Annotated in this window: 21 protein-coding genes; 4 read left to right on the top strand and 17 right to left on the bottom strand. The window is 57.7% G+C overall.

The features are described 5' to 3' along the window. Positions 1-480: 480 nt before the first annotated feature. The gene (locus tag BLT65_RS06615) at positions 481-1,503 is read right to left on the bottom strand and encodes an IS110 family RNA-guided transposase (RefSeq protein WP_091776290.1); all 1,023 of its coding nucleotides are present in this window, start codon (positions 1,501-1,503) and stop codon (positions 481-483) included. 112 nt (positions 1,504-1,615) lie between these two features. Here BLT65_RS06615 and BLT65_RS06620 point away from each other — a divergent pair, with 112 nt between their 5' ends. Next, complete coding sequence (locus tag BLT65_RS06620) at positions 1,616-2,641, top strand: IS110 family RNA-guided transposase (protein WP_091776294.1); 1,026 nt, start codon at positions 1,616-1,618, stop codon at positions 2,639-2,641. Between the two features lie 527 nt (positions 2,642-3,168). On the opposite strand, the gene BLT65_RS06625 is transcribed toward BLT65_RS06620, so the two are convergent. Next, positions 3,169-3,705 carry a hypothetical protein gene (locus BLT65_RS06625; protein WP_167306459.1) on the bottom strand — a complete coding sequence of 179 codons (537 nt, stop codon included), beginning with the start codon at positions 3,703-3,705 and terminating at the stop codon, positions 3,169-3,171. 36 nt (positions 3,706-3,741) lie between these two features. Next, the gene (locus BLT65_RS06630; RefSeq protein ID WP_143036489.1) at positions 3,742-4,224 is read right to left on the bottom strand and encodes a hypothetical protein; all 483 of its coding nucleotides are present in this window, start codon (positions 4,222-4,224) and stop codon (positions 3,742-3,744) included. Positions 4,225-5,373: 1,149 nt separating this feature from the next. Here BLT65_RS06630 and BLT65_RS06635 point away from each other — a divergent pair. Continuing rightward, entirely contained in the window at positions 5,374-6,228 is an 855-nt protein-coding gene (locus tag BLT65_RS06635; RefSeq protein WP_091776303.1) for an alpha/beta fold hydrolase, read from the top strand. A 455-nt stretch (positions 6,229-6,683) separates the two neighbouring features. Beyond that, entirely contained in the window at positions 6,684-7,970 is a 1,287-nt protein-coding gene (locus BLT65_RS06640; protein WP_244186441.1) for a citrate/2-methylcitrate synthase, read from the top strand. 114 nt (positions 7,971-8,084) lie between these two features. Here the strand turns inward: BLT65_RS06640 and BLT65_RS06645 are convergent, their stop codons facing one another. The 14 genes from BLT65_RS06645 to BLT65_RS06710 form a co-directional block, all read right to left on the bottom strand. Continuing rightward, positions 8,085-9,251 (bottom strand): porin, encoded by a 1,167-nt coding sequence (locus tag BLT65_RS06645; protein WP_091776306.1) that lies wholly within the window; start codon positions 9,249-9,251, stop codon positions 8,085-8,087. A 233-nt stretch (positions 9,252-9,484) separates the two neighbouring features. Further along, positions 9,485-11,422 (bottom strand): ABC transporter substrate-binding protein, encoded by a 1,938-nt coding sequence (locus BLT65_RS06650; RefSeq protein ID WP_143036490.1) that lies wholly within the window; start codon positions 11,420-11,422, stop codon positions 9,485-9,487. Positions 11,423-11,490: 68 nt separating this feature from the next. Further along, positions 11,491-12,207: a maleate cis-trans isomerase family protein gene (locus BLT65_RS06655; protein WP_091776310.1), complete on the bottom strand. Its 717-nt coding sequence runs from the start codon at positions 12,205-12,207 to the stop codon at positions 11,491-11,493. Next, positions 12,197-13,783, bottom strand: coding sequence for a solute symporter family protein (locus BLT65_RS06660; RefSeq protein ID WP_244186442.1), 1,587 nt, complete (start codon positions 13,781-13,783; stop codon positions 12,197-12,199). Before BLT65_RS06660 ends, BLT65_RS06655 begins: the two co-directional genes overlap by 11 nt. Continuing rightward, the gene (locus BLT65_RS06665) at positions 13,743-14,078 is read right to left on the bottom strand and encodes a DUF485 domain-containing protein (RefSeq protein WP_091776314.1); all 336 of its coding nucleotides are present in this window, start codon (positions 14,076-14,078) and stop codon (positions 13,743-13,745) included. The genes BLT65_RS06660 and BLT65_RS06665 overlap by 41 nt, the downstream gene beginning before the upstream one ends. Positions 14,079-14,175: 97 nt before the next feature. Further along, positions 14,176-15,111 (bottom strand): ABC transporter substrate-binding protein, encoded by a 936-nt coding sequence (locus BLT65_RS06670; RefSeq protein WP_091776316.1) that lies wholly within the window; start codon positions 15,109-15,111, stop codon positions 14,176-14,178. A gap of 194 nt (positions 15,112-15,305) precedes the next feature. Continuing rightward, positions 15,306-16,286, bottom strand: a complete 981-nt coding sequence (locus BLT65_RS06675) for a LysR family transcriptional regulator (RefSeq protein ID WP_091776318.1) — start codon at positions 16,284-16,286, stop codon at positions 15,306-15,308. 26 nt (positions 16,287-16,312) lie between these two features. Then, positions 16,313-16,945: a c-type cytochrome gene (locus BLT65_RS06680; RefSeq protein ID WP_091776320.1), complete on the bottom strand. Its 633-nt coding sequence runs from the start codon at positions 16,943-16,945 to the stop codon at positions 16,313-16,315. A 9-nt stretch (positions 16,946-16,954) separates the two neighbouring features. Then, positions 16,955-18,922 (bottom strand): thiamine pyrophosphate-binding protein, encoded by a 1,968-nt coding sequence (locus tag BLT65_RS06685; RefSeq protein WP_091776322.1) that lies wholly within the window; start codon positions 18,920-18,922, stop codon positions 16,955-16,957. 1 nt (position 18,923) lies between these two features. Continuing rightward, positions 18,924-20,291 carry an MFS transporter gene (locus BLT65_RS06690; RefSeq protein WP_167306460.1) on the bottom strand — a complete coding sequence of 456 codons (1,368 nt, stop codon included), beginning with the start codon at positions 20,289-20,291 and terminating at the stop codon, positions 18,924-18,926. Between the two features lie 82 nt (positions 20,292-20,373). After that, positions 20,374-21,366, bottom strand: a complete 993-nt coding sequence (locus BLT65_RS06695; protein ID WP_091776329.1) for an ornithine cyclodeaminase family protein — start codon at positions 21,364-21,366, stop codon at positions 20,374-20,376. Between the two features lie 7 nt (positions 21,367-21,373). After that, complete coding sequence (locus tag BLT65_RS06700; protein WP_244186443.1) at positions 21,374-21,892, bottom strand: carboxymuconolactone decarboxylase family protein; 519 nt, start codon at positions 21,890-21,892, stop codon at positions 21,374-21,376. Between the two features lie 70 nt (positions 21,893-21,962). Further along, positions 21,963-22,856: a 4-hydroxy-tetrahydrodipicolinate synthase gene (gene dapA, locus BLT65_RS06705; RefSeq protein WP_007736005.1), complete on the bottom strand. Its 894-nt coding sequence runs from the start codon at positions 22,854-22,856 to the stop codon at positions 21,963-21,965. Between the two features lie 28 nt (positions 22,857-22,884). After that, entirely contained in the window at positions 22,885-24,009 is a 1,125-nt protein-coding gene (locus BLT65_RS06710; RefSeq protein ID WP_091776332.1) for a cupin domain-containing protein, read from the bottom strand. Between the two features lie 228 nt (positions 24,010-24,237). On the opposite strand from BLT65_RS06710, the gene BLT65_RS06715 reads away from it, so the two are divergent. Beyond that, the gene (locus BLT65_RS06715) at positions 24,238-25,476 is read left to right on the top strand and encodes a citrate synthase family protein (RefSeq protein ID WP_091776946.1); all 1,239 of its coding nucleotides are present in this window, start codon (positions 24,238-24,240) and stop codon (positions 25,474-25,476) included. Position 25,477 lies beyond the last annotated feature (1 nt).

The following is a 25,477-nucleotide window of genomic DNA, read 5'->3' on the forward strand; positions in this document are numbered from 1 at the left end:
GAGGCTGTCGTCAGAATCTCAAATAGGTGGAAGTCAATTCGCTTCCTTTTAATTGTCGACGATCTGTGCGGCAATGTCGACCGGCCGGTTCTGGCCGAGGATGTGTGGAAACGACTTTTTTCGCGTTGAGGCGAGTTTGCCTGGCGTGCTCGAGCGCGGTTTGTGGACCCGGCGATCTTCCCGACATCACCGGTCGCAATAAGGCCCCTCAGGGCCTCAGCTGGACACCGCCCGGTTTGCCAGGTTGATCTTGTGTGATACGTGAACGAGGTATCGGCTGCGGTCTTATATGCGGCCTTTTGCAAGCCGAAGCTGCGGGCCCTGATGGAATACGCCAGGAACGTCCTCGTCTCGACCACGTGCTTGAAGCACAAGACTGTGTTCAGGTTTGCGTTCCTGCGGTCCGACCTGTCTCGCCATCACATTGAAATCAACCCAAGCAACCTACCAGTTCCTCAACGCTTCAAAGTGCTCATCCTGCTATGCAGGTCTGTTGCTCACATGATGCGCTTCGTACGAAGTCCCGTGAGCGAGGATCGCCCAGGCGATTCTCGCCATTTTGTTCGCCATGGCCACTGTTGCTACATTTGCTGGACGTCGCACCTGTATTGCCTCTTGCCATGCGGTTGGTACCTTGGTGTGACACAGAACAGAGCGCGCCCCATGTATCAGCAACGTACGCAAGTATGGGTCGCCACGTCTGGAGATCGAGCCCAGCCGTATCTTTCCGCCGGTACCATTCTGACGAGGAACAAGCCCCAGATACGCTGCGAACTCGCGCCCCGACCTGAATGTCTTCGCATCTCCAATTGTTGCGACTAAGGCCGTTGCAGTCAGGCGGCCGATGCCCGGCACTTCGGAGATCGCACGACATGCAGCTTCGTGTTTCTGCCAGGCGCCAATCCGCTTCTTGAGTTGATTGATGTCCTCCTCAAACAGGTTGATGCGACGCAGCTGTTCGAGAAGGTTAAGAAGTATCGATCGTGGCAGTGTGTCTTCGAGTTCTGCCATGCGCTCCCTGATCTCGTCGAGTCCTGCCACACGTCCTGCACGAAACGTAACGCCGAATTCATACAGCAACCCACGCAGCTGATTTATCTGCATTGTTCGAAACTTGACGAGCAACGAGCGCATACGATGAAGGCTTAGCATTACTTGCTGATCCTCTGTCTTGGCGGCAACCGTGCGCATACCGGGTTGCTGCACTGCAGTCCAGATCGCCCGGGCGTCCGCCGCATCAGTCTTGTTCGTTTGCACGAAAGGTCGAATGAATTGGGCGTGTAATAGCACGACCTCGTGTCCGAGCGCGCGAATCTTACGCGCCCACCAGTGAGCACTTCCGCAAGCTTCGAGGGCGACGCGACCGGCGGGGCGTCGCGCCAGAAATGCAATTAAATCGTCTCGTCCGAACTTCCGGTTCGCGATCTCGCCAGTTTGGGCGTCGACCCAGTACAGCTGGAACACCCGTTTTGCAATGTCGAGTCCGTATGTCGTAGCATTCATCTGGGGCCTCCGTTCCTCAAGTGGTTGTGTCGCAGCTCCACTAATGGGATGGTCCACCCCGCCCCGCTGGTCAGGTTAGGCTGGCAGTGTTCATCCCGAACTGGAGACCATCATGGACGCCGTAACGCTCGTTGGTATCGATCTGGGCAAACACAGCTTTCACCTGCATGGGCAGGACGCTAATGGCAAGGCTGTGTTCCGTAAAAAGATGAGCCGCAAGCAACTGATCGAATTCTTCGTGACGTTCCATGCCTGTACCGTCGTTATGGAGGCCTGCGCCGGTTCGCATCATATGGCGCGCAAGCTTGCCGAACTCGGGCACACGGTGCGCCTGATCTCGCCGCAGTTCGTCAGGCCATTCGTCAAGTCAAACAAGAATGATTTCGTCGATGCCGAGGCGATCTGCGAAGCAGCGTCGCGCCCCACCATGAGATTCGTAACCCCGAAGACGGAATCGCAACAGACACTTTCGGTGCTGCATCGTGTGCGTGAATCGATGGTGCGAGAGCGCACCAGAACCGTCAACCAGATGCATGGTTTTCTCCTCGAGTTTGGCATCAGCCTGCCGGTAGGCAAGACCGCCATCACGCGTCTGCCGGTCGTGCTCGCCATGCAGGAACTGCCACCCCGGCTTGTTGCGATTCTCGAACGCCTTCACCAGCACTTCAAGTACCTTGAAGAACAGATCGGTGAGATTGACCAGGAGCTCGCGCGTCAGCTCGCTGACGACGAGGTCGGACAGCGCCTGATGAGCATCCCGGGAGTCGGCCCGGTCACCGCGAGCGCGTTGGCCGCGAAAATGGGCGACGCAAAGCAGTACGGATGCAGTCGCGATTTTGCGGCGCCGGTTGGGCTCGTTCCCCGGCAATACAGTACGGGCGGCAAGAGCAATCTTCTCGGGATCAGCCGGCGCGGCGACAAAAATGTCAGGCGCCTGCTCGTCCTTTGCGCCCGAGCCTACATGCGAGGCCTGGAGAAACGTACCGGTCGTCTGGCGGACTGGGTTCGCGCAATGCTTGCGCAACGGCATTCAAACGTAGTGGCGTGTGCGCTGGCCAACAAGCTGGCCCGGACCGCCTGGGCAATTGTTGCGCGCCAGACCACCTTCGACGCTGGCTTCACAAGCCATCCACTCTGATCCACCACTGCTCTATCACTATTTGCCAATCATCCAACTGGTTTTGCGACGACTGAAAATTGATGACGTGAACGGCACACCGGCCTGACGAAGAACCTGAGTGCCAAAGAGGCTTTTCGAAGCCGACCCACTGTTAAGGATCGTCAGGCGCGAATCTCATCGTGGCGCGGGGGAGCAATCCCCACAACGACGCCGAATAGATTTAAGCAAGCCAACTCGCCATCGAAGATCAGGGTTGCAAAAATGGGGTGGACCATAGATTTGGCACATCGATGCCGTTCGGTCCTGGAGGCCCTCAATCGTGCCCAATTCCCCGGAGGGAGGGCGGTGTCCATTCCATCTCGGCCGAAACGGGAAGTTCAACCCGCGCTTCGCTCTGATCCAGACTTACGCTGAATCGATCTTCCGTAGCCGCCCCTCAAGGGTCGGTGGCCCGTATCCAAAGCGGCCGTTCAGATAGGTTCCGCCGGCCATACTGCTAACGAAACGCCTGCCGGACTCCTAGAGCGATAACAAGGGCTCCAATACTAGGGACGCTGTTCCGAAAGCGACATCTGCTTACGACTCTGTTCGAGGATTCGCCAGTCCTCTTCCGCCTCGATCCGGTTATCAGGAGACTGCCGGGCATACTGAATCAAGACTGTGGCCCACTGTTCGTTCCGCCGAATGACGTACAGGTTTCGCTGCTGCTCAGGTAGCTTGGACTGCAATTGCACGGCGACAACCAATTGGGTAGCAACAAATTCGGCGGTCGAGCTAAGCTTCCATTGCCTTTGTGTCCCGCATGTCGCTAACAGGGCGGCGTGGCGGTCGACTTTATAGAATGCTTCGAGATAGTCGCCTCGTTGGATCGTCGCCGTTATGTCCGCAATCCCTGCTTTTATAAGGATCTGGTCGCAATTCGCGCCCTCTCCTGTGTTAGCAACTTGCGTCAGAACGAGACGCACTGCTCGCTCCACGTTGATACCTTCCTCAGTGGCGTGTCCACCGCGAGAAAACAGACTCGCAGTTACGACAACGATAGGGGTGACCCTTATCAGAAATCGGTGCATGAATTTTTTCACGAAAACTCAGTGCGCGGCGTTGCATCCAGCCTCAGCTCAAATCTTGCCGTTGTGCCGCTTGTCGTAGCAATACAACTGTTCGTCAATCTCGCGAATTGGCCGCTTGAGCCTCCTGGCAACGTCAGCCACTTTCTCCGCATAGTTGATGTATTTCTCGTAGCTGTAGGTCGCGTAGCTCGGCTGAACGCCGGTGAGCGCTCGATATGCACGCACGTCAATGATCGGGAAGAGGGTCGGGTTGATGAACTTCAGAATTGCGCTCGCCATCGGGAACCCGATGCCCTGCGAGAGCACGAGATCATCAATCACCTCCTTGACCCTGCTGTCCGTGAGCGTCAAACCCTCAACCGCTGAGAGCTCGTTGAGTTTGGCTAGAGTCCCTTCAGACACGCATAGCACCCGGTCCGACTTCCAAAGTGACACACGACGAAGATCGTGTTCGGTGATCGTAGTGGACCCGTTCAGCCGCGCGTGAAGCTCGGCAGTCTCCTCTTCGTTGTATGAGAACTTGAAGTCCAATACGTCCTCGTCAGCGTTAAACATCCTGAAAATGCGTTTCGGTTTGTCGTTATTTCTGGGCACAGAAGCTCCGGTGAATTTGTTGGCGGCCAGTCCGTTCTATCGGCACTACCGCACGAATCTTGAAGCCAGGCCGCGCTCTCTCATTGGTTGCTTGCCCGCAAATGGTTTGGCTATGCTTCCCGCATCCGGTGCGGGTCACGTACCTGCTCTGCGCGTCGGAAGGCTCCGACTCATCGAAGTTCTCGAATTGCGGCTACCGATGCGGTTTCGCCTCACTGAATTGCTCCCCTCAACCAATTGGCATCCCGCACGGGGTGTACGAAGGCCGGGATACGGGGAATATCGCCGCGTTCAGATCGACCAGCGGCTCGCTGCGCTGAACACGTCGGCTGCGCGCTCCTGACGCCGTCGCCTCCATTCCGTGATCCGGTTTGGATGGAATCGACCCGCTGTGCCTGTTCGGTCAGTGTGCGTTCGCCAAGTCCCCTGCCGTGCGACCTTTACCTTGAACGCCGTTGAGTGCATCCGCCGGGTTCTCTCTTGTCATCTTCTGGTTGCCTTTGCCGGCATTATGCCGGGCTCAGATTCCGGGAGCGCCACTTATCGCCCTGTCCGAATTTCTGACGTCGTCTTCATGTCGTTCAGCAATTCCATATTGATTGCTTCATTCATGGATCAATTATTTCCATTCGACCGCATTTATCCCGGATTCAGTTTGATGGATCATGCACTACATCGCTCCGGAGGAAGCATGAGTCGGCCTTTCGCCCCCTCGGCATCGGCCGCCATTCCCCGCCGAACCGCCTGATCATCGCGCCGATAACTCGGCCGCGCGGGGCAACGCGCCAACGCCGGGCTGTTCGTCAGCGGCGAGCATGTATCCCGCTCCGACAGGCAACGGCTATATGCGTCCACCAGGCATCGCAACCGATGCACTGCGGTCGCATCACGCACCGTCGTTTGTGCCGGAGGGACGCTGACACCCACACAAGATTGACCAGTACGCCGACGTCGGACTGAACCATCGGCTAATCACGAAGCAAGTCGGCCAGCAACGTCCCACGGGCGAATCCGGCGAGATTCGTATAGACGACACTCCGTGCGCGTAAGTAAACGAAACTAGCACTTCATGAAAGGCTTCCCAATATGACCACCACAACCTCATTGCAGCACCACACGTTGAGAATCAACGGGATGAAGATGCATTACGTGACTGCTGGCGAGGGCGAACCACTAGTCCTGCTTCATGGTTGGCCTCAGACTTGGTACGAATGGAATCACGTCATTCCCTTGCTTGCCCGCAAGTACAGACTCATTGTCCCCGATCTGCGAGGCGCAGGCGACACAGGGCGACCAGTGTCTGGCTACGATAAACGGACGATGGCCAACGACATCATCGCGCTGCTCGACCACTTGGGGATTCCGGACTTCTTTCTTGCTGGCCATGACTTCGGTGGGGCGGTCTCATACGCGCTGGCCGCACAGCACCGCGCCCGTGTACGGGCGCTTGCCATCGTCGAGATGGTTCTTCCGGGATTTGGCTACGAGGAGGCCATGAAGATGACGCCAGATGGTGGTGGGCTCTGGCACTTCACATTCCATATGGCCGACAATGTGGCAGAGATGCTGCTGGAGGGCCGTGAACGCGAGTACCTCTCTTTCTTCTATCGGGAATACTCGTACAACCCTGACGCGGTGGATGCGCGCGCGTTGGAGGAATATGTACAGCACTATAGTGCCCCCGGTGCCATGCGGGCGACGATGGGCTACTACAGGACCATCTTTAAGGACGCCGCAGACAACCGAGCATGGGCACAGGAAAAGCTGACGATGCCGGTGTTGGCGATAGCCGGTGAGGCGTCCCTCGGCGATATTACGCGACAGTCTGTAAGTTGTGTCGCTGAGCGGGTGACCGCGAGGATCGTGCCGATGAGTGGACACTGGCTGCCTGAGGAGCAACCAGAAGTTCTGGCGCGAGAGTTCGAGCAATTTTTTGTTTGAATACCATTGTCCCGGCGTGCGCGATGCGACTTTTTTGCTCTGAATACTTGGCACACGATTGTTCGTTCGACGATTTAGCGAGCGAGCACAGGAAACTTTTCGGCCGCCTTGCCGACCATGTGCAACGTGACCTTTACATACTTTCTATCCCATAGATCGAATACGTTTCGGATCCTTTTTTGTCATAATTTGACCACTTTAACGTAGTTTGGCTGGGCGTTTTGGCACTCATTTTTTCAAATTGGCGGAAGGGAGCACGTTCGGGTTGCGCACCTGCTTCGAACCGCATCGAGATTGAAAAAAAAGGCGAATACCCTGCGGCCAGAATCTCGTTGACGTGGCGTCTCCGGTTCTATTATTCCCGTTGACCTACCTATAGACATTCCACCTCTGTTGATCAATCTCGATGCTAGAATCAATCAAGTCAATCTGATGCGAGTCAGCTATTGGGGCAGATGATGGGAAAGTCTGAATTGGCAGGTAGAAAGGACTACGTTTCGTCGGCACAAGCAATGGAGATCCTGGGAGTGCGCAAGCAGACTCTTTATGCTTACGTAAGTCGAGGCCTCATTCGCAGTATCAAACAGCCTGGACGACAGGAACGGCTTTATTGGCGCGATGACATCGAGCGGATGGAAGCGCGTTCGCTAGCGCGTTCCGGACACGGGGCAGTCGCTGCATCGGCGATGAACTGGGGCGAGCCCATTATTCCCACATCGATCACCGAGATCACCCCGGCAGGGCCACGGTATAGGGGGCGCCTTGCCGGAGACCTGGCAAGAATGCTGGTTCCTTTTGAAGCTGTCGCCGAATTGCTCTGGACTGGAATGTGGAACGACCAGGCAACGAACTGGTCCCTGACCGCCCTCAACCCGGAACTCAAAAGACTGACGCAGTCGCTCGCATCGCCTGCTGCGGCGGAGCAATTGTTGGAGATATTCGCGCTCGTTACCTTGCAACTTGGGCTCAGTCGCGGCTCCGTCAAAGAACGCGTGCATGGCGGCCAGACTCTTAATTCGGCTCGACAGATCATCCTGACACTCGTCGGCTGCTTCGGACTCGCAACGACGAAGGCAGCTTACGTACCGATGCAGGACGGCCAGACAATCGTTCAAGGTTTGATGCGTGCGCTTTCGCTGGACGCGACTGAGGAAAACTACGAAGCGATGCAGTCGATGATGACGCTGTTCGCAGACAACGAGCTGTCACCTGGTGCGCTCGCCGCTCGGGTATCGGCGTCGAGTGGAGCCTCACTGCACGCCTGCATAACGTCCGGTATTTGTACGAGTTCAGGCGTGCAAATTGGGCGGCTTTACAATCGTGTCGATGACTTCCTGGACGGCGCGCGAACCAAGGCAGCGCTCATAAAAAAGGCGTCCGAGTTGCAAAAACGTGGCATCAGCGTGCCGGGCTTCGTACACCCACTGTATCCCCATGGTGATCCGCGCGCGAAATATCTATTCGAAGTGGCAAAGAGAAGAGCGAGCCAATCCAAGGAGCTTGTAGCAATTTATGGGTTTGTGGAAGAGATGTCGGCGCGGCAAGAAATCCACCCGCGCCACGAACTGGCGATTCTCGCCCTCACTCGCGCAATGGGACTGCCGAGGCAGGTTCCGGGTGCCCTCTTCGTCCTCGCTCGCATAGCGGGGTGGGTGGCGCACGTCCAGGAGCAACGGTTGACCGGTTCACTGCTCCGTCCACGTGGCCGATTCGTTGGTGCTACGATCACCGAGCCGCTCTGACCTGCCGATAACGGGCTATCAGGAATCGAATCGAGCAAACATGTAGATGCCACTGGAGGGCATCTACGTTAGACAACTGCCACATGGCATGGTTTTCAAAGGCTTCGAGGATTCTTAAAATTTGTGTCGAATGCCCACAACTGCAACTATCTGATTCGAAGTGGAAGACGGTGAAAGCGTAGTAATGCTGGCGACGGCCGGCTTATTGGTCGAATCGATTCCTGACGCATGCTGATAAACGCCGGTAATATAGACGTCAGTACGTTTGGATAAAAAGTAATCTGCGCCCAGCCCTGCTTGGTGATACTTAGCGTGGTTCACGCCGTAGCCCTTGGTATAGTCATAGCCCGCTCCAACTAGAAGAGCCGGCGTTACCTGGTACCTGAAATTCACTTCAACGTTGTTAAATTTGGCAGCCCCACCCGCGCCGTTTGCCGGAAGTCCTGCAATCGCACCGATATCCTTGAATTGGGTATTGCTATAGGTCATGCCGACCGCCGCTGAACCAATCGTATAGGCCGCTCCCGCCGCGAAGACCTCCTGCGTCTTGGCGGACGCGTACCCGGAATACACTGGGCTACCGCTCATATTCGAGCCCGTCGCACTGGACGTCGCATTGTTTCCGAAAAACGAGAAGTTTGGATCTTTTACATTAAAATATCCGGCACCAAGTTGGAGGGGACCAACATTGTAGCCAGCACCTACGGACCAAATCTGGTTTCGGTTAAACTGGCCTGCGACGCCGCCAAGGCTGTACAAACCGCCAAATTTAAAACCACCGTAACTGATGCTTGTATACTTCACAGCATTGTTCACCCGGTTCGAATTCAGCATATTATCTAGATCACCTGGGTGAGCGAAATAGATTGTCGCCCACTGCGTAGCCGCCGTTAGTACATTCGTAAAATCGACAACCGAATCATATTGCCGGCCCAAAGTTATCGCGCCGAACCGCGTCGTTGATAGGCCAACATATGCCTGGCGTCCAAACTCGTCCCCGCCTTGCCCGAGTTTTCCGTTCACCACGCTAAAACCGTTCTCCAACACAAAGATCGCCTTCATCCCTCCACCAAGATCTTCCGATCCTCTAAGACCCCATCGACTCGCCTGGATGTTCCCGCTTATGAGCGAATATAGCTGGTGACCCTGACCGTTCGAGACTGAGTTATTCACAAACACCATTCCCACATCCAGCAACCCATACAGCGTAACGCTGCTTTGGGCATGTACCCCAAGGCTCAGTAAGCCGAAGACGCCACCGGTGATCAATGTTTTCTTCATATTTATCGTCTCCTAAAAATAATGGATCTAACTCAACGCCATCTTTCAGAACTGTTCCACTTTATTCACACACCTAGGTTTCTACCCTGAATGATCTTTAACGCTAAGCAGGTGTGCAAGCTATACCGGTCTAAGCTGTTTTCGATTGAATTTCGATTCATCATTTATTTTGCTATCCTAATTGTTGTAGATTCGATGATATTTCTTACCGTTCTTTTCATCCACTCAAACAACTACTGTGAGTCATCGACATGCGAGTGTCGAAGCCACTCAACTGCAACGTTCGCGACGTCGTCGCTGTTCCTGTCCATCATCATCACGTGCGTATTCCCCTTGATACCACTTGAGGGTAGATGCACGACGTCTACCTGACCGCCGCTTGCATTGATCGCCGTGGCGTAGTCTTCGGTTGCCTTCACCGTTTTCGGCCAATCGCCGGGGCCTTCGCTGTTCAGATGATCGCCCCACAGCAACAGCTGCGGCAGGCGTGCCAGCAATGCATCTTTCGCCTGATCCCGGCTCGGAACGGCCGTAAGTTCCACCGCAACCAGGGCTTTGACCAACGACGGTTCCTCTCTCGCAAGTCTTAGCCCAAAATAAGCGCCCGAACTTTGCGCAACGATGACGCACGGCCCAACCTTCTTGATCAGTTCACGATAAGCCTCGAACTCGCTCTCGTCTTGTCCCGCGAATCGCGGCACACCCTCCTTGAAGAGATCGTCTACGTGGTCAATCGGAAACTGTGTGTCTTCGTAGGCATGAGGTGGGACGCTTGTCGCGCCTGTAGGCGGGCCAATACGCAAGAGTGCGAAGGTCGACTCGTTTGATCGGAAGATCGGAGGCACCTTGTACACGGTCGGATACATCGCCCAGGAAGCCCGGCCTTTTCCCACGGCATCGGTGAGGTAGGTGTCGAATCCCGCATGCTGGAAGTATGCACTCCAACCGGGACGCCCGTCTGGCGTCGTCTGCCACATCGCGCCTGTAAAGGTGCCTCCGTTAAGGAATAGGATCGGGAAGGGAAACCTGGGCCGCGCCAGCTTCGTAAATTCGACGTAGACCTGGCCTGCGATATAGGTTCCATTGGAATCCACTCGAAGGGGCGGAGCATCCCTCACCACATGGATGTCCTGCGTGGCAAGTCCGCTAACGACCTTCGGTGCGCCGCCGATAAAAAAGTTGCCTGTGGAACGCACAGTCAAATTTTGACTCTGTGTGAGAAAGGAATCGTCAGTGACGCGCTGGAGATCAAACCTCGCGTCGCTCGCGATTGCGCCGGCCGATTGCATGGCTTCGAAGACACGCCGGATCCCAACGTCGGACCAGTTGAGTTCAGGATCCAGGATGCCCAGTCGCTCGCTGTCAGAAATTGCTCGCGCGGCAAGAGGAACCGACGTCTTCAGTTCCTGCGCGGCAACCTGGGCGGATTCGTTGGGGTGACTCGCGATGTAGTCGTTAGCACGTCGCAGCCCGCGCAAGAAGCCGGTCACTGCCATTCGGTGCGAACGTGCCCAGTTCTGGTCGGCATTGATAGTTGTGAACTGCCAGTCGGGTTCGTAGACTCCTGCCCAGCCTAAATTGTTCAGGCCAGCAGCCTCGGCCTCGTAGCTGAGGGGGAAAGGTTGCAGTCCGACGTCAAGTTTACCGTCGAGCAGCAAACGCTGACGAGTCGGCGCACCTCCGACAGCTGTCACGCTGTAGTCGTGCACACGAAGCCCTGCCGCCTTGGCAATCTTCGGCACGAGATACGTTGTTCCCTCATGCATCGAGATCACGCCAAAATTGGCGCCCTTCAAATCGGCCAGGGTCTTGATTCCTTTGCGGGCGATGATGAAATGCGGAAGTTTGCGTGCGTTTCCCGCGATGATGCGAAACGGGCCATTGGCGGTATAGACGCTCGTTAATACCGCTTCGGGAGGTGCGATGGAGACCTGGACCTTACCTGCAAGCAAATCGTCGCGCGACGTATCCGCCGACGAAAATAGCTGTACGCTCACGTCAACGCCTTCGTCTCTGAAATATCCTTGGCGTTCAGCTATCCAAAGCGGAAGATAGAAGATCGTTCTGGAGTTGATGCCGACGGTGACATGATTCGCGTCATCGGACGCCAATACGTCTCGCATACAGAGTAATAGTACGACCGTTAGTAAGATTCCGACAGTGCGGTTCACCTCGTCTCCTTATTCTTGTAACCAATGGTATGTGCGCATCCGATAATGCTCAGGCTGAATGACCCTCCTCATATCTCCATGAGCCTGCCGAAACCTTTGACGCTACTTTTGATTCCAATTTCACGCAGGCTTTGCCACGCGATCAGCTGATTGCTCGTGACGACCGGCTTACCCAGCCTCTTTTCAAGCGTCTCAATGACCCCGGCTGCCCGGATAGCCGCACAACTGATGAAGTAGGCATCGGCATCGGGATGCACATGTTTTTCTACAAGACTGATCCATGTCTGCGGATCGACGCGATTCATCATGTGTGGGTCAGCGATGCCGATACCGTGTTGGTCCAGCACCGATATGCCGCGGCCACGCAGAAAAGCAATCTCCCGAGCATTAATCTCCTCGACATAGGGTGAAACAAGGACGATGGAGCCTGCCTCTAGCGCAGCCAATGCGTTGAGCAAGGCAGTTGCGGTCGTCGTCGCGGGAAGGCCGCTACGCTTGACGAGCATCGTGGTCAGTTCCTGATCGGCATCGGGCGACCAGGCGGAAGCCGCGGTGCAATGAAACGCGATCACGTCGACCTTCGCATCGGCCAGCAACTCCGCGCCTTCACCGGCGCGCGCGGCCATGCCCTCGATATCAGCCGGTGAGCTGCCTGCGAGCTTCAGCCGAGTTGTGTACAAGGCGACACCGGGCGGCAGCATCGCGGCAATTTCCGGTTCGGCCGCGACGTTTGCAGACGGCACGATCAAGCCGATGCGGCCCACCGAACCATAGTCAATGTCCATATTCCGCTCCGCTGTCGCCCAGAATTGCGTCGCGCTCGATCGCGGCGTAGTCGGAGCCCTCGACGCGGTAGGTCAGCGCGGAAACCACAATGCTCACGACGAATGCCAGCGGGATCGTCACGATACCGGGATTGCGTAAAGGGAACCATGCCGAGGCGTGCTTCAGCACGTCGACCTGGATCGTCGGTGAGAAATAGATAAGGAAAAGACTCGAGCACAACCCCGTCAGCATCCCTGCCGCGGCTCCCGCATAGGAATAGCGTCGCCAGTACACCGCGAGGAAGATAGCCGGGAAATTGGCAGCGGCAGCCACTGCGGTAGCAAGTCCCACCATGAAGGCGACATTCTGGCCTTTCAGGCCCAAGGCGCAACCGACCGCGATGATCGCTAGCAGCACGGTCGAAATGCGCGCCACCGACATCTGTTGACCGTGTGACTCGATGCCTCGCCGCACTACCATCGTCCAGATGTCGTGCGCCAGAGTGCCAACGCCTGTGATCATCAAGCCCGAAACCGCTGCAAGGATGGTCGCAAATGACACCGCCGCGATGAAACCGAGCAGAACCGTACCGCCAAGTTGTTCCGCAAGCATCGGAACCGCCATGTTGCCGCCGCGGTCCATGCCGATAATTGCCCCGCGCCCGACTAGCACCATCGCGGCGAAGCCGAGGATGGCGGTAAGCAACATGAAGAGCACAATGACAGCCGTCGCATAGAAGATCGACATGCGCGCGGCCCGACCATCCGGCACGGTGAAAAAACGCATCAGAACGTGCGGCAAACTTGCCACCCCCAGAACCAGCGCAAGCCCCAGCGACACGGCCTCGATGGAGCTTGTGATGAGCTTGCCCGGACCGAGAATATCGGCACCATTGAGGGCGGCAGCTGATGCGAATAAATGCAGAGGATTGAAATCGAAGCGGGCGAGCGCCATGACGGCCATTCCAAGTGCACCACCGATCATAAGTGCGGCCTTGATGATCTGCACCCACGTGGTGGCGACCATGCCCCCGAAAAGCACGTAGACGAGCATGCAGGCGCCGATAATCATGACCGCGCTTGTGTATGAAATTCCGAACAAAAGGTGGATGAGGTTGCCCGCGCCAATCAGTTGCATGACGAGATACGACAGCACGATGATCAGCGAATTGACCGACACGACGAGTCGGATATTGCGATTTCCCAGTCGCAATTCGAGGACGTCCCCAAGCGTATATTTACCGAGATTGCGCAGTGGCTCGCCAAAGAGGAACAGCATTAACGGCCAACCGATCACTCCACCGACGGCGTAAAAGAATCCATCGAATCCAGCGATCGAGATAAGGCCTGTGATTCCAAGAAAGCCCGCCGCGGCTACAAAATCGCCCGCCAGGGCGACGCCGTTCTGACCTGCCGTGATCCGGTGACCTGCAGCCAGGAAATCGTCTGTGCTTTTCGTTTGACGGGCGGCCCAATATGTAATCAGCAAGGTGATACCGACGAACAACAGAAAGAACGCGATGGCCGGCACGTTCGCGTGGCCGAAGGCCTGACTATCAACTTTCATGCGCAGCTCCCCTTCTTGCGAACTGGTCATGCGCTCTCTGCACATAGCCGAGCCAGACGATATATGCCGAGGTCATGACCAGGCAGCCGAGAATGACCACCACGCCAAGCAGCATGGCGACCGATAGCCCGCTCAGCAACTGGCCGCTGAGTGCAGGCGTCCTGGAGGTGACGATCAGCACAAACGCAAAATACGCTGCGACGAGGCCAGCGCTGAACAGGAACGATGCGCGCCGTCTTCGCTGAATGCGGTATGCGACCGTTCTCTGTTTGAGAGCACGCTCACTGGGGCGAAGCTTCGCACCATAGATAGACTGAGTTTTCATGACGGTCTCCTGCGTCGCGCCCGATAGTGGGTCGCGGTATGAATCGGTGCCGCAATCAGGCTCTGCCTATGCGGTCATATCCGTAACTCGATTCTGATCAGGTGACGAGTGCTTCATCGACGCCTGCGACCTGCTGTGCTTCGCGCAAATAACGGGTATCGACGTACTTTGCGAAGCTCGCGTCGCCCGAGACCTGCACACTCGTCGGCCGATCGCGACGTATCATTTCGAGCGCTGTCTCGATTGACCTGGCTTCAAGGCGAAGATCGATAGGAACCGCGAATCCACTAACATGGTCTTTCCATGCGCGCTCGAGATACCTTTGGTCGACATCCATGCGCTGCGCCGCGACTTCGACCACTGACTGCTGATTCTTGAACATCCACTGTGATCCCTGAATTGACGCTGCCAGGAATCGAACAAGCGCATCCTCGTTCTCGCCTGCCCAGGTCCGATTGACGTTCACTGAAGTGAACTGGAAATACGGGATCCAGTCGGACACCGGTCCGAGGTTCGTGAAGCCTGCGTCTTCGGCCAGATAATTATGGGGATCAGTTTGCATCGCCGCATCGATGCTTCTTTCCAGCAAGCGGTCGTGCCGTGGCGGCACGACTCCAGCTTCGACCACGTGGTAATCGCCGGGATGCAGGCCCACACGTTCCAGGATGTCCGTGAATAACGAGGAGGTGCCCGCGCTGAGCGCCGAGACGCCGATCGTCTTGCCCCGTAGATCTTCCAGTCGCTTGATCTCGGGCTGTGCTATCAGCGAATGCGTCAGCCGGTTCACGTTGCCCGCGATCATGCGCAGATCGCCGCCCGCTTCGACGTCGTGAATTACGTGTTCGGGTGACCCGATTCCGACGTCGATCGTCCCGTCCTTGAGCGCCTTTGTCAGCGGATCGATGCCGCCGAAGACCACGAACTCGACATTTAAACCTTGTTTCCTGTACAGGCCTAAATCATGCGCGGCCCAATACGGAACGTAGAAAAATGCGGGTACCACGAGGCCGACATGCAGCGTTCTGCCATCCATCTACATCTCCTTTATCTTATGTTATGAGGTGTTCATACGAGCGATCGTCAGCTTCGCTCTATATGCACGTCAGCTCACGTTAGGCGCACACCAGCCTCACGTCGATAGCGAATCCGTGACATCCGCTTTCAATTTTTTTGAGTTTGGTGTCGCGCATGCTTGCAATGAGTTCGACGGCGTGAAAGTTCGTGTTTCTATCCATCTGACTTCTCGAGTTCCGGCGTCCGGCAGTCGAGTCGCACTTGCGTTTCATCTGGATAAGCAAACACTCCGGCCATCGCGTCAGACTTAAAGGTCTGCAGGATGACGTGCCGAAGCCACTTGAGGCCAGCGTCATACTGGAAGCGCTCATGCCAGTACTGTTTGACCGGAATGGCCTCAAGGAGAAAAGGCAAGTCGAAGGGACGAAGACCGTGCACGGTTGAAAAAAGACGCCCTAGGCGCTTCGGCACGGTCAACACCAGGTCGCTTGCTACCAGCATCGTGGGAAGCGCAAGGGAACTCGGCAACTGCACGGCGACTGTTCGCCGGATACCCTTTCTTTCAAGCGACGTTTCGATCAACGCATGGCCACTTCCGGGCACGGAGACCACAACATGCTGTTCCGCAAGATATTCGACAAGAGTCGGCGAATCTCCAATGCGGGGATGCTCGGGACGCACCACACCGACGAAACTTTCGAGGAAGATGTTTTGTTGAAAAAAACCGTTTTCCAGGTTGACGATGCACCCAAGCGCCAGGTCGATATCGCCTTCCTGTAACTGTCGAGGTGTGTCTTGCGATACATGAAACACGCGCAACGTCACCTTTGGCGCGAGCCGCGCCAGGGCGCCCATGAGCAAGGGAATCAGGATCACCTCACCCAAGTCAGTCGTCGCGACGCGGAACTCGCGCGGCGACTCGGTCGGATCGAACGATGGCCGCTCTTCTAACGCTGCCTCGAGAAGCTGGACCGCCTGCTGCAGTCTGAGCACCACCTCCGCGGCACGCGGTGTCGCTTCCATACCGCTACCAGTTCGTACAAACAACGGGTCGTGGAAAAGTGTACGAAGCCTGGCAAGACTCATGCTGACGGATGACGGCGTCAAGCCGAGCCTGTCCGCCGTGATTGATACACTCTTGTTGCGGTGCAACTCGGTGAACACCGTGATTAGCTTGATATTGAAATCCATCATGGCGCTCCTCCCTAGAGTCAGGCACCTTATCTCAGGGTTGCGACATACCGGGCGACATCGCTGACGTCCTGATCGCTCAGGACCGCCGGGGCCAGGCGCGGCATTGCGCCGGCCGGGTTCCTCACAAATGCCGCGATCCCGTCGATGCCGCGCTTCTCGGCTACCCTCTTCAACGCTGGCCCCAGTCCGCCCTCGCCCGCTGCGCCATGACAAGCAGCGCAGTTAGTGGCAAACACCGTTTCCCCGTGTATCAGCGCCGTCGGCGGCGCGCTCGTTGCAGGCGGCCGCCCGTCCTTCAGGAGTGCAACCGTGTCAAGCTTCGGATTCGCGGGTATCGACTCGAGATAGGTATGGATGTCACTCAACTCCGCGTCGCTAAGGATTTTCGCGCTGTAAGGTGGCATCTGGCCTTTGGGCGCGCGAACGTAAGCAGCCATTGCCGCGATGGACATCGGCGCGGGAGCAATGCCAGGGCCCGACATGATGCTGCCCTGCCCTACGTAGCCGTGGCACTCGAAACAGCCTTTGCTCAGGAAGAGCGCGTGCCCCCGAGCCAACGAGTCCGATGCCGCATTGACGCCGGACGATGTTGCGCAGAGGAGCAGCCCCGCTACAGCGAATGTGGCGAGACGCCGGTTCAATAATGTGCATTTCTTCACGATCGCTGCCTATCTCGGTTGAGTCACGACATCGAGCAAGGCCGGCTGCCCATTCTTTACCTGGGCGAGCGCGCGGACAAGCGCCGGCCCTAGCTCTTCCGGCTTGGAGATCGGGCCTTCCGCCCACATGCCCATACTTTTCGCCATTGCTGCGTAGTCGATGGCGGGATCGTTCAAGACCGTGCCCACGGTCCCGTGGTCAGCCCCCCGGTCACGCCTGTTCGCCATCCGTTGGATATGCATGGTCTCCTGGTGCCACGCACGATTGTTATGCATCACGGTCAGCAGTGGCACCTTGTGGTGTGCGGCCGTCCACAATACGCCGGGCAAGACCATCAGGTCTCCATCGGTCTGAATATTCACAGCGATGCGCCCAGCTCTTCCGTGTGCGAGTGCCGCGCCGACCGCGGCCGGCGCGCCGTAACCGACGCCATACCCGCCCTCGCCGCCGATGTACTGATACGGTTCGGTGAAGTCCCAAAGGCGCTGCGGCCAACGGCTAATGAAAAGCGACGACGACACGAGCGCCCAGTTTTCGTCTTTGATTACGTTCCAGACTTCCTGCGACAACCTTGCCGTGCTGATCGGGCTCGCATTCCAGCCACGCGTGGCGTCGTTGCGCGCAGCCGTGCGCATGGCATCGAAGGCCTGCTTCAGCGGTCCAGTGCGCGCCGCCGCGCTCTCCTTTTGCTCAGTGGTCAACGATGCGTTCAGGATGCGTAGCAGTTCGGGCAATGACGCTTCTGAATCTGCTGCGATGGCAAGCGTGGCCGACGAATAACGCTGCGCGTCCTGCATGTTGGATTTGCCGTACAGATAGGCTGTCGAGATGCTGATCACCTTTGCATCCGGGCGCGCGATTCGTTTGGAAGGCCGTCCAATGGAATCGGACACCGCGCCGGTGACGCCCCAGAGATCCCCGACCTCGAGTGCGAGAATGACGTCCGCCTTACTGATCAAGGCGACCTGCTGCCACGTACGATTGAGATAGTGATTCGTCGGAAAGTTCATGCGCGCGAGCAAGTCGATAACCGGAGCGTTCAGGGCTTGCGCGATTTCGATAAGCAGGTTCATGCCCGCCGCTGTACGTATGGCACGATCAGCCACAATGACTGGCGACTTCGCATGGCGCAGTAGCTCAACAGCAGCAGCGAGCGCGCCAGGACTAGCCGCTGGCGGCGCCACCGGACGAACGGTCGGCACCACGATATCGGATGCATTCTCGATCGGCTGCTCCTGCAACTCGCCGTCGGCCACGATGAGTACAGGTTCCATCGGCGGCGTGACGGACATCGAATAAGCGCGTACGAACGACTCCCCATACTGCTGCAGCGACAGCGGCATGTCATCCCACTTCGTGTAGTCGCGCACCATGGCACCCAGATCCTGGGCCGTGTGATACCACTCCACACCGGTGCGCCGCTTCGAGGAGTCCTCGATGTTTCCGGCAAGCACCATCATCGGAACGCGATCGCACCAGGCGTTGTAGATCGCCATAGACGCATGTTGCAAACCAACGGTACTGTGGACGAGACAGGCCATCGGCTTGCCCGCCACCTTCGCATAGCCATGGGCGATCGCAGCCGATGCTTCTTCATGCGTGCAAGTAATAAGTTCGGGACGCGTATTGCCCGCATAGTTGACGATGGACTCGTGAATGCCGCGAAACGTTGATCCTGGCATCGCTGCAACATAGTCGATGCCGACCGCCCTCAGCATGTCGACCATGAAGTCGGAGCCAGGATTGCCGATGTGCGCTGAATCGGTCGCTGTAGGCTCGGACAGGGAGGGCATCGGTGCGAGCACCTGCGTTTCCGCGGCGACCAACGCCGCGTTCGGTTCGACGACGGCGGGACCGGCGGAAACGGTGGGGGCAGTTGCGCAAGCGCCGCCCGGTCTAACCAGCGCTGCCGCCGTGCCAGTGGCCAAAGCTTCTCTCAGGAACACGCGCCGCCCAGGCATGAGACCTTTTGACATGTCAGTGCGTCCCCCGCGTGGCACCGACAGCACCGCCCGTGACCCTATCCTTGCTCCTGCGCCCCTGCAACCACAGGAGCGCGACAAAAATCGCACCCAGAACAGGGAAAAACGCTGCTGCGATCAGAATTTGTCCCGTCGCAAATCCCGCCGTGAGCAAACCGCCAATGATCAGCGGCGACACGAACTGGCCAAAGCGCGCACTGCCCATGCCCCAGCCGATTGCGGTCGACCGTATCGCCGTCGGGTACACAAGAGACGCGATAGCAATCGCTCCAGCGCCACCTATTCCGATGGTGACTCCAAGCAGCGCGCCGAAGGCCGAGGCAAAGCCGACGCTCGTTGCGCCGCCCAGTGCGGCAATTGAGAGTGCCGCAGCGAGGAACGCCGGAACAAGCATGGCGGTCGGACCGAACTTGTCCACCAGGCGGCCAGCGGCGGCCATCCCGAGAAACGCACCGATATTGAAAAAAGCCAGCACGATTGCAGTCGCAGCTGGAGCAAGACCGTTCGCGCGCAGGAGGGTTGGCGTCCACATGGTCATCACGTTGGTTGTGGCAAATGCCAGGAAGAAGACCGCCCATAGCAGGATGGTCGGCAGACCGCGCCCCTCGTTGAACAGGTGCTTGATCGGCACGCCCGGCAGTTTCTTACCTTCAACGACGAACGCGACCTGCTTGTCATCGACGACATGACCCATGCGTCGCAGGATCTTGCGGATGCGGCTCGGTTCGGAACCACGTGCCGCAAGATATTGAACTGACTCCGGCAAAAACATGACGAGCGCCAAGGCAACGGCCAGAGGCAATCCGCCACCGATATAGAAAATCGCCTGCCATCCGAAATGCGACAGGATGTACGCATTCATGAAGCTGCCGAGTGCGGCACCGAGCGGATACGCGGACCAGATGATCGTTGCGATCATGCCGCGTTGCTTGCGAGGCGAGTAGTCAGAAGTGAGTGTCAGGAAACAGGGTGTCGCCCCTCCGAGACCCAACCCTGCGAAAAAGCGCACAACTACGAGAGCGTGCACGGATGTAACGATCGTCGTGGCCAGCGTAAAGGCAGCGAAAGTCATAATCGCCACGATGAGCATCGGCTTGCGACCAACCCGGTCAGCGAGCGGGCCGAATGTCAGTGCGCCAACTGTCGCGCCGAGTTGCGCGGCAGCGAACACGGGACCGAAGCCGCTCACCTTGTGTCCGAGCGCATTCGCGATGAATGGCGCCGCAACCCCGATGGACTGCGTATCTGCGCCGTCGAGCAGCCCGACGAGTGCGCACAGCGCAACCACGGTGAATTGCAACCTTGTGAACTTCACACCATCAATGAGTTCGGTCACATTGATGGCTTTGTCTCCTGCTGTCATGATTTTCCTTGAACAGAAACCGCCGTCATGAACAATCTTTTTTGTTATTGCACCGTGCCCCGCGTTTGTGCGAGTCAGGTTTTTATTTTCTTTCGGATACCAGCCGCGGGGTGCTTCGTTCAGGCTGAGGCAGCTTACGGCCAACGCCCCTCTCGAGCGCATGCCGATACAGCTCTATACCAAGCGCCAGGTCCGAAATACCCATACCCATCGCCTTAAATATCGTGATGTCGTCAGAAGGCGTGCGACCCGACCGGTCCGCGATCACCGAACTCAGTGTGCGTACCTTCGACCATCCGTCGGACACGTCGAATGCCTTGATGAATTCGGAGGACAGCTTCTTCGCGGAGGAAAGGTCATCGACGACAACGCGTGAACAGCGGACAAAGACGTCCTGTGCAAGTTCGGCGCGCTCGCTGGTGATTGCACCGATCGCATTGACGTGCACGCCAGCATCGAGATCGGAGGATTGCAGGAACGCGTCGGTCGAACGTGTCACGGTTGTCACGATCGACGCGCCGCGGACGGCTTCCCGTACCGATCCCGCATTCACTAGCTCGACATCGAACTGCTTTGCCGCCTTGTCGATGAACGCTTGCCGGCTCTCGGCGCGCGGGCTGAAAATGCGCACTTGCTTGATTGGACGCACCGCATGCACGGCGGCGAGTTGCGCGAGCGCCTGCTTGCCGGTCCCGATTAGTGCAAGCACGTCGGCGCTTTCGGAGGCCAGCCACTTCGTGGCTACGCCCGAGATGCCACCGGTGCGCATCTGACCAAGCGCGAACGCTTCGATGATCGCAACAAGTTGTCCGGTTTCCGAGGAGAACAGGATCAGCAACGGGCACGTGCCGCCCGAAGTATGCGCCCAAGTCTTGGTGCCGACGACGCCTTCACCCGGATACGCCGCGCCGATCGCATGCAGGTTGTTGCCACCCCACGCGACATGCGTCTTCACCATGTTTTCGGCATTACCTTGGGCCTCCTGCTTGAGGCTCCGCTCGAGCACTGTGATCGCCTCGGGCAGGGCCATCATCTCGACTACGCTTTGCTCGGAAATCCAGATCGGTTCGGTCATTGCTCACTCATTCAAAAATAGACGGCACAGGCGGCCTCAGATGCAGCGTGTTGACGACCAGCGCGTGCGTGACGTAGCGGCCGATTAACATCACGAAGGCCATCGCTTGCGACGGAGGAAGTTGCGCCGACAGCGCTGCGAATTCCGCATCGGCTCCCAAACCGCGCGTCTGCAATGCGGCGAGCGCGTAACGCTGCGCCGCTCGTTCAACCTCACTCAGCGTGGCCACTTCGTTCGGCTTCAAAGCGTTCACTGCCGCAATCCACTCCTTGGAGAAGCCCAGTTTCACACTGAGCCTTTCATGCTGGTTGCGCTCATAGTCGTTTTGCATGTACCCCGCGACTGTGAGCGCGCCTAGCTCGGTAAGCCGATCCGGAAGCGCTTCCTTAAGTGAATCGGTAAAGTGCATGAACTGCAAGATGACGTCGGGGGCGTTGCCTGCGCACTTGAACAGCTCGCCGAGGTAACCCAACCGCTTGACTCGCGGACCAAGATACTCCGCGAGGTCTTGCGGCAGCTGGTCCATTTCCAGACGAGGAATAGCGGTACTCATTTTCGTTACGTCTCCCTGGTTGGCAGGTACTGTCGGCGCTTGCTCAAATCAAGCCGGCATGGGCCAGCACGCGATCCAATCGCTCCTCCAATTCGTGCGTGGCAGGCACCATTGGCAAGCGATGCTCGTTATTCGAAATTAGCCCCATGCGTTTCATCATGTATTTGATGGGGATCGGATTCGTATCGAAGAACACAGACTGGTTCAATTCGAACAGGTCGAAGTGAAGCTGACGGCCGGTCGCCATGTCTCCCTTCTCGACGGCTTCGTAAAGATCCGCGACCCTCCTCGGCGCAAGGTTGCCGACCGCGTTCATCAGGCCGCATGCCCCCACCGCCAGCATCGGGAAGCTCAATTCCTCAAGGCCGACGAACACACGCCAGTCGGTGCCGAACGTGCCGAGCATCTGCGTGACGAAGCCCATGTCGTTGACGGCGTGTTTCATGCCGACCAAATGCGGCACACGCTCCTTGATCGCCTTGACGGTCTGGAGATCGGTGGTAACGGCCGCTCGTCCGGGAATGTGATAGATCATCATCGGAAGCTGCGTCCGACTGCCGAGGTCTGAGTAATACTCAACGAGTCCCCTTTGAGGCGGCCGAATGTAGTACGGCGTAACGATCAGCAGCGCATCCACGCCCGCCCTGTCTGCATGCGTCGTCAGGGCAATCGTCTCGGCATGCGACTGGGAACCGGTCGCCGCAACCACAGGCACACGTTTGTCAGCCGCTTCGATCGCAACATCGACCAGGCGGTTACGCTCATCAACGGTCAATGTGCTCGGCTCTGACGTCGTACCGTTGACGAGCACGCCGTGGCAGCCGTTCCCGATCTGCCAGTCGACCAGTTTCGCGTAGGTCTCGTAGTCGACTTCGCCGCCCTTGAACGGAGTGACGATCGGCGTGATGGAGCCCTTGAGTCGTTCAACGCCTGCCATTGTTCTCATTCCCATGGTTCTTATCCCCTTACGCCGTCGTCTTTTCGCGATTGGTCTTGAAGCCGCTTTCGGTGCCGAGCAACGCGGGTGGTTCCTTCAGGCTTTCCTGCCACAACAACGATTCCATGTAGATATTGAGCGGCTGATCCTGGATGGTGAGTTCGTAGACGTAATCGTCGTAGGACGCGTGGTTATGGACCGCCCAACCCGGAGCCGACAGCATCAGGTCGCCCGCTTTCCATTCATAGCGGTTACCCGCCACCATGCTGTAGCCGCTACCGGAAAAGTAATAGTTGATGGCAGCCGATACATGCCGGTGCGGACGGTCGATGATCTTGGGCGGACGGATCGTCATCGTCGCGAAGAAGTTCGGCGTGATGCCGTTGGTGCGTCCAGTAGCCGGGTTGTACATCATGTAGAGACGTCGGCCGACATAGTCAATGCCGAGCGCTTCGAGTTTGTCCAACTCCTGCTTCACGTGGTGCCACGGAAAGTGCAGCGGGTTAGATTGCACGGCGGTTGGATTGATAAGCGTCTCGTAGGGCATGAGGAGGCCACCGTCGGTACCGATCGGGAACATCCCGTAGGGATTCTGGCGCTTTGGATCGATCGCGACTTGCTGCGGCGTTTCGTTGCCTCCGGTTTGCGCGATGGGCGCTTCGTAGTCCGGGACATAGACCTCCATATGCTGCAACAGCGGCACATTCGAGTACGTCAATCTCACCTGGATGTCATTCGAATCGTTGGTGTGCGAGTACGTTGCGTACGACGGGTGATTCCACACGTCGTACTGGCTGAACGAAATCTCGCGCCCCGCCACCACGGTCGTGCCACCGCCTCGGATGCAGAAGTTCACTTCGGTCGCGTTGTGGCGCATCGGCTTCGTTGACTCGCCTGGCAACAGGACCTGCAACATCACCTGGATACCGGGCGCAAGGCCGGGAGATCCATGGCGTGCAGATGGATGCACGATCAGCGATTGACGTCGGCCGTCGGCAGGCGCCGGCAAGGCAGCGAGCCGTTCGACTTCCGCTTCGATCTCATCACGCGTGATGATCACCGGCTCCCAGTAATGATTGTCACGAGCATGAGCGGCCGTCTGATCCACAAAGAGCGCCTTGCGGCGTTCGAATTCCCGCTTGAAATCCTGCATGTGTATCTTCCCAATCTAGTGTTCAATAGTTCAGACTTGATCGCGATCTCGATTCTTGACCGCGAACTCACCTACGAACAGTAGATAGGATTTAAATTTCACTCAAGATTGATAATTTAAATCAACAGTAGGTGTATACCTTTAGCAGTCCTTTATGTAGTCCATCGGCGGTAGAATTCAGTTGATTATTTTCAGATAAATGGCAGATCGTCGATGCAGAAAGACTTGATGACTCGCAACGAAGTACTCGAAACGCTCAATATCAAGGCCGGCACACTCTATGCCTATGTAAGTCGCGGCATCATTAAGACCGCCCCGCATAGCGACGGCCGTAAGAGCCTGTATCTGCGCACCGACGTCGAGCGTGTACGCAGCCGCAAGCGCGGGCGGCCGTCGAAGTCCGCATCGGCTGAATCGACTATGCATTGGGGCGAGCCCGTCATCGCTTCGGCCATCACCCAGGTCACGCATGCGGGCCCGGTCTATCGCAATCGAGTGGCGGCGGAGATGGCGCGCGCGGGCATCTCGTTCGAATCTGTCGCGCAATTGCTGTTCACAGGAACCTGGCAGGACACGTTCGCCGCATGGTCCAGCATCGAGACACCAGCCGACACGCAACGACTCCTGCGATCCTACGAAGACGGCCTGCGTCGCAACGACATCGGCAACTTGCTTGGCATCGTTGCGTTGGCACTCGGGATGCACGATCGCGGCGCCGCCGAGATATCCGATGGCACGTCCGTACCCGCCGCGCGCTTGCTCATCCAGACGATGGCCGGCTGTCTGGGCTACTTGCGGGCGAGTCCGCAATTCGAGTATCGCCAGGCCCACGAAGCGCTCGCGCCTTTCATCCTGCGTGCCACCGGCGCCACGAGTTCTCCCGAGGCACTGCACGCACTTAACGGAGCCATGATCGTCCTCGCCGACAACGAACTCGCGCCGGCAACGTTCGCCGCGCGCATCGCCGCGTCCACGAACGCGGACCTCTACAACTGTGTGGCGGCAGCAATCGGCTCTCACGTAGGCTTCTCCACTGGTACAGCGACCCAAACGGTCGAAACCGCCCTACTGCAATCGACGGCACCGGAAGATCTCGAAGCACGGCTGCCTATCGTGCGCGAGTACGGCGCGAGCCGCTTCGGCTTCAATCACCCGATGTACCCCGACGGCGATCCGCGCGCTGACGTCATTCTCGATCTGGTCGCTGGCTTGCCCGAGCTGTCGGCGAGTACACGCAACACGCTGGATTTCCTCGCAACGGCACGAAGCTCGCTCAAAGCTTATCCAGGCGTCGCCATCGCGCTAGTGGTGCTCACGCGCGCACTGTCAATGCCCGATGGCACGGCCACTGCGCTCTGGATCCTGAGCCGCACGGCCGGATGGGTCGCCCACATCCTCGAGCAACGCACGCAGGCTTTCTTGCTGAGACCGCGCGCCAAGTTCACCGGCACCGCACAGAATCGCTAGT

This window comes from Paraburkholderia steynii (genome assembly GCF_900100565.1).
GTDB classification, from domain to species: domain Bacteria; phylum Pseudomonadota; class Gammaproteobacteria; order Burkholderiales; family Burkholderiaceae; genus Paraburkholderia; species Paraburkholderia terrae.

Excerpts from the sequence above, each read along its gene's own strand:
- BLT65_RS06710 (WP_091776332.1), bottom strand. The coding sequence starts at position 24,009 with ATGCAGGATTTCAAGCGGGAATTCGAACGCCGCAAGGCGCTCTTTGTG.
- BLT65_RS06660 (WP_244186442.1), bottom strand. The coding sequence starts at position 13,783 with ATGACCAGTTCGCAAGAAGGGGAGCTGCGCATGAAAGTTGATAGTCAG.
- BLT65_RS06665 (WP_091776314.1), bottom strand. The coding sequence starts at position 14,078 with ATGAAAACTCAGTCTATCTATGGTGCGAAGCTTCGCCCCAGTGAGCGT.
- BLT65_RS06635 (WP_091776303.1), top strand. The coding sequence starts at position 5,374 with ATGACCACCACAACCTCATTGCAGCACCACACGTTGAGAATCAACGGG.
- dapA (WP_007736005.1), bottom strand. The coding sequence starts at position 22,856 with ATGGCAGGCGTTGAACGACTCAAGGGCTCCATCACGCCGATCGTCACT.
- BLT65_RS06645 (WP_091776306.1), bottom strand. The coding sequence starts at position 9,251 with ATGAAGAAAACATTGATCACCGGTGGCGTCTTCGGCTTACTGAGCCTT.
- BLT65_RS06695 (WP_091776329.1), bottom strand. The coding sequence starts at position 21,366 with ATGACCGAACCGATCTGGATTTCCGAGCAAAGCGTAGTCGAGATGATG.
- BLT65_RS06715 (WP_091776946.1), top strand. The coding sequence starts at position 24,238 with ATGACTCGCAACGAAGTACTCGAAACGCTCAATATCAAGGCCGGCACA.
- BLT65_RS06620 (WP_091776294.1), top strand. The coding sequence starts at position 1,616 with ATGGACGCCGTAACGCTCGTTGGTATCGATCTGGGCAAACACAGCTTT.
- BLT65_RS06670 (WP_091776316.1), bottom strand. The coding sequence starts at position 15,111 with ATGGATGGCAGAACGCTGCATGTCGGCCTCGTGGTACCCGCATTTTTC.
- BLT65_RS06675 (WP_091776318.1), bottom strand. The coding sequence starts at position 16,286 with ATGATGGATTTCAATATCAAGCTAATCACGGTGTTCACCGAGTTGCAC.
- BLT65_RS06700 (WP_244186443.1), bottom strand. The coding sequence starts at position 21,892 with ATGGACCAGCTGCCGCAAGACCTCGCGGAGTATCTTGGTCCGCGAGTC.
- BLT65_RS06690 (WP_167306460.1), bottom strand. The coding sequence starts at position 20,291 with ATGACAGCAGGAGACAAAGCCATCAATGTGACCGAACTCATTGATGGT.
- BLT65_RS06685 (WP_091776322.1), bottom strand. The coding sequence starts at position 18,922 with ATGTCAAAAGGTCTCATGCCTGGGCGGCGCGTGTTCCTGAGAGAAGCT.
- BLT65_RS06615 (WP_091776290.1), bottom strand. The coding sequence starts at position 1,503 with ATGAATGCTACGACATACGGACTCGACATTGCAAAACGGGTGTTCCAG.
- BLT65_RS06640 (WP_244186441.1), top strand. The coding sequence starts at position 6,684 with ATGATGGGAAAGTCTGAATTGGCAGGTAGAAAGGACTACGTTTCGTCG.
- BLT65_RS06655 (WP_091776310.1), bottom strand. The coding sequence starts at position 12,207 with ATGGACATTGACTATGGTTCGGTGGGCCGCATCGGCTTGATCGTGCCG.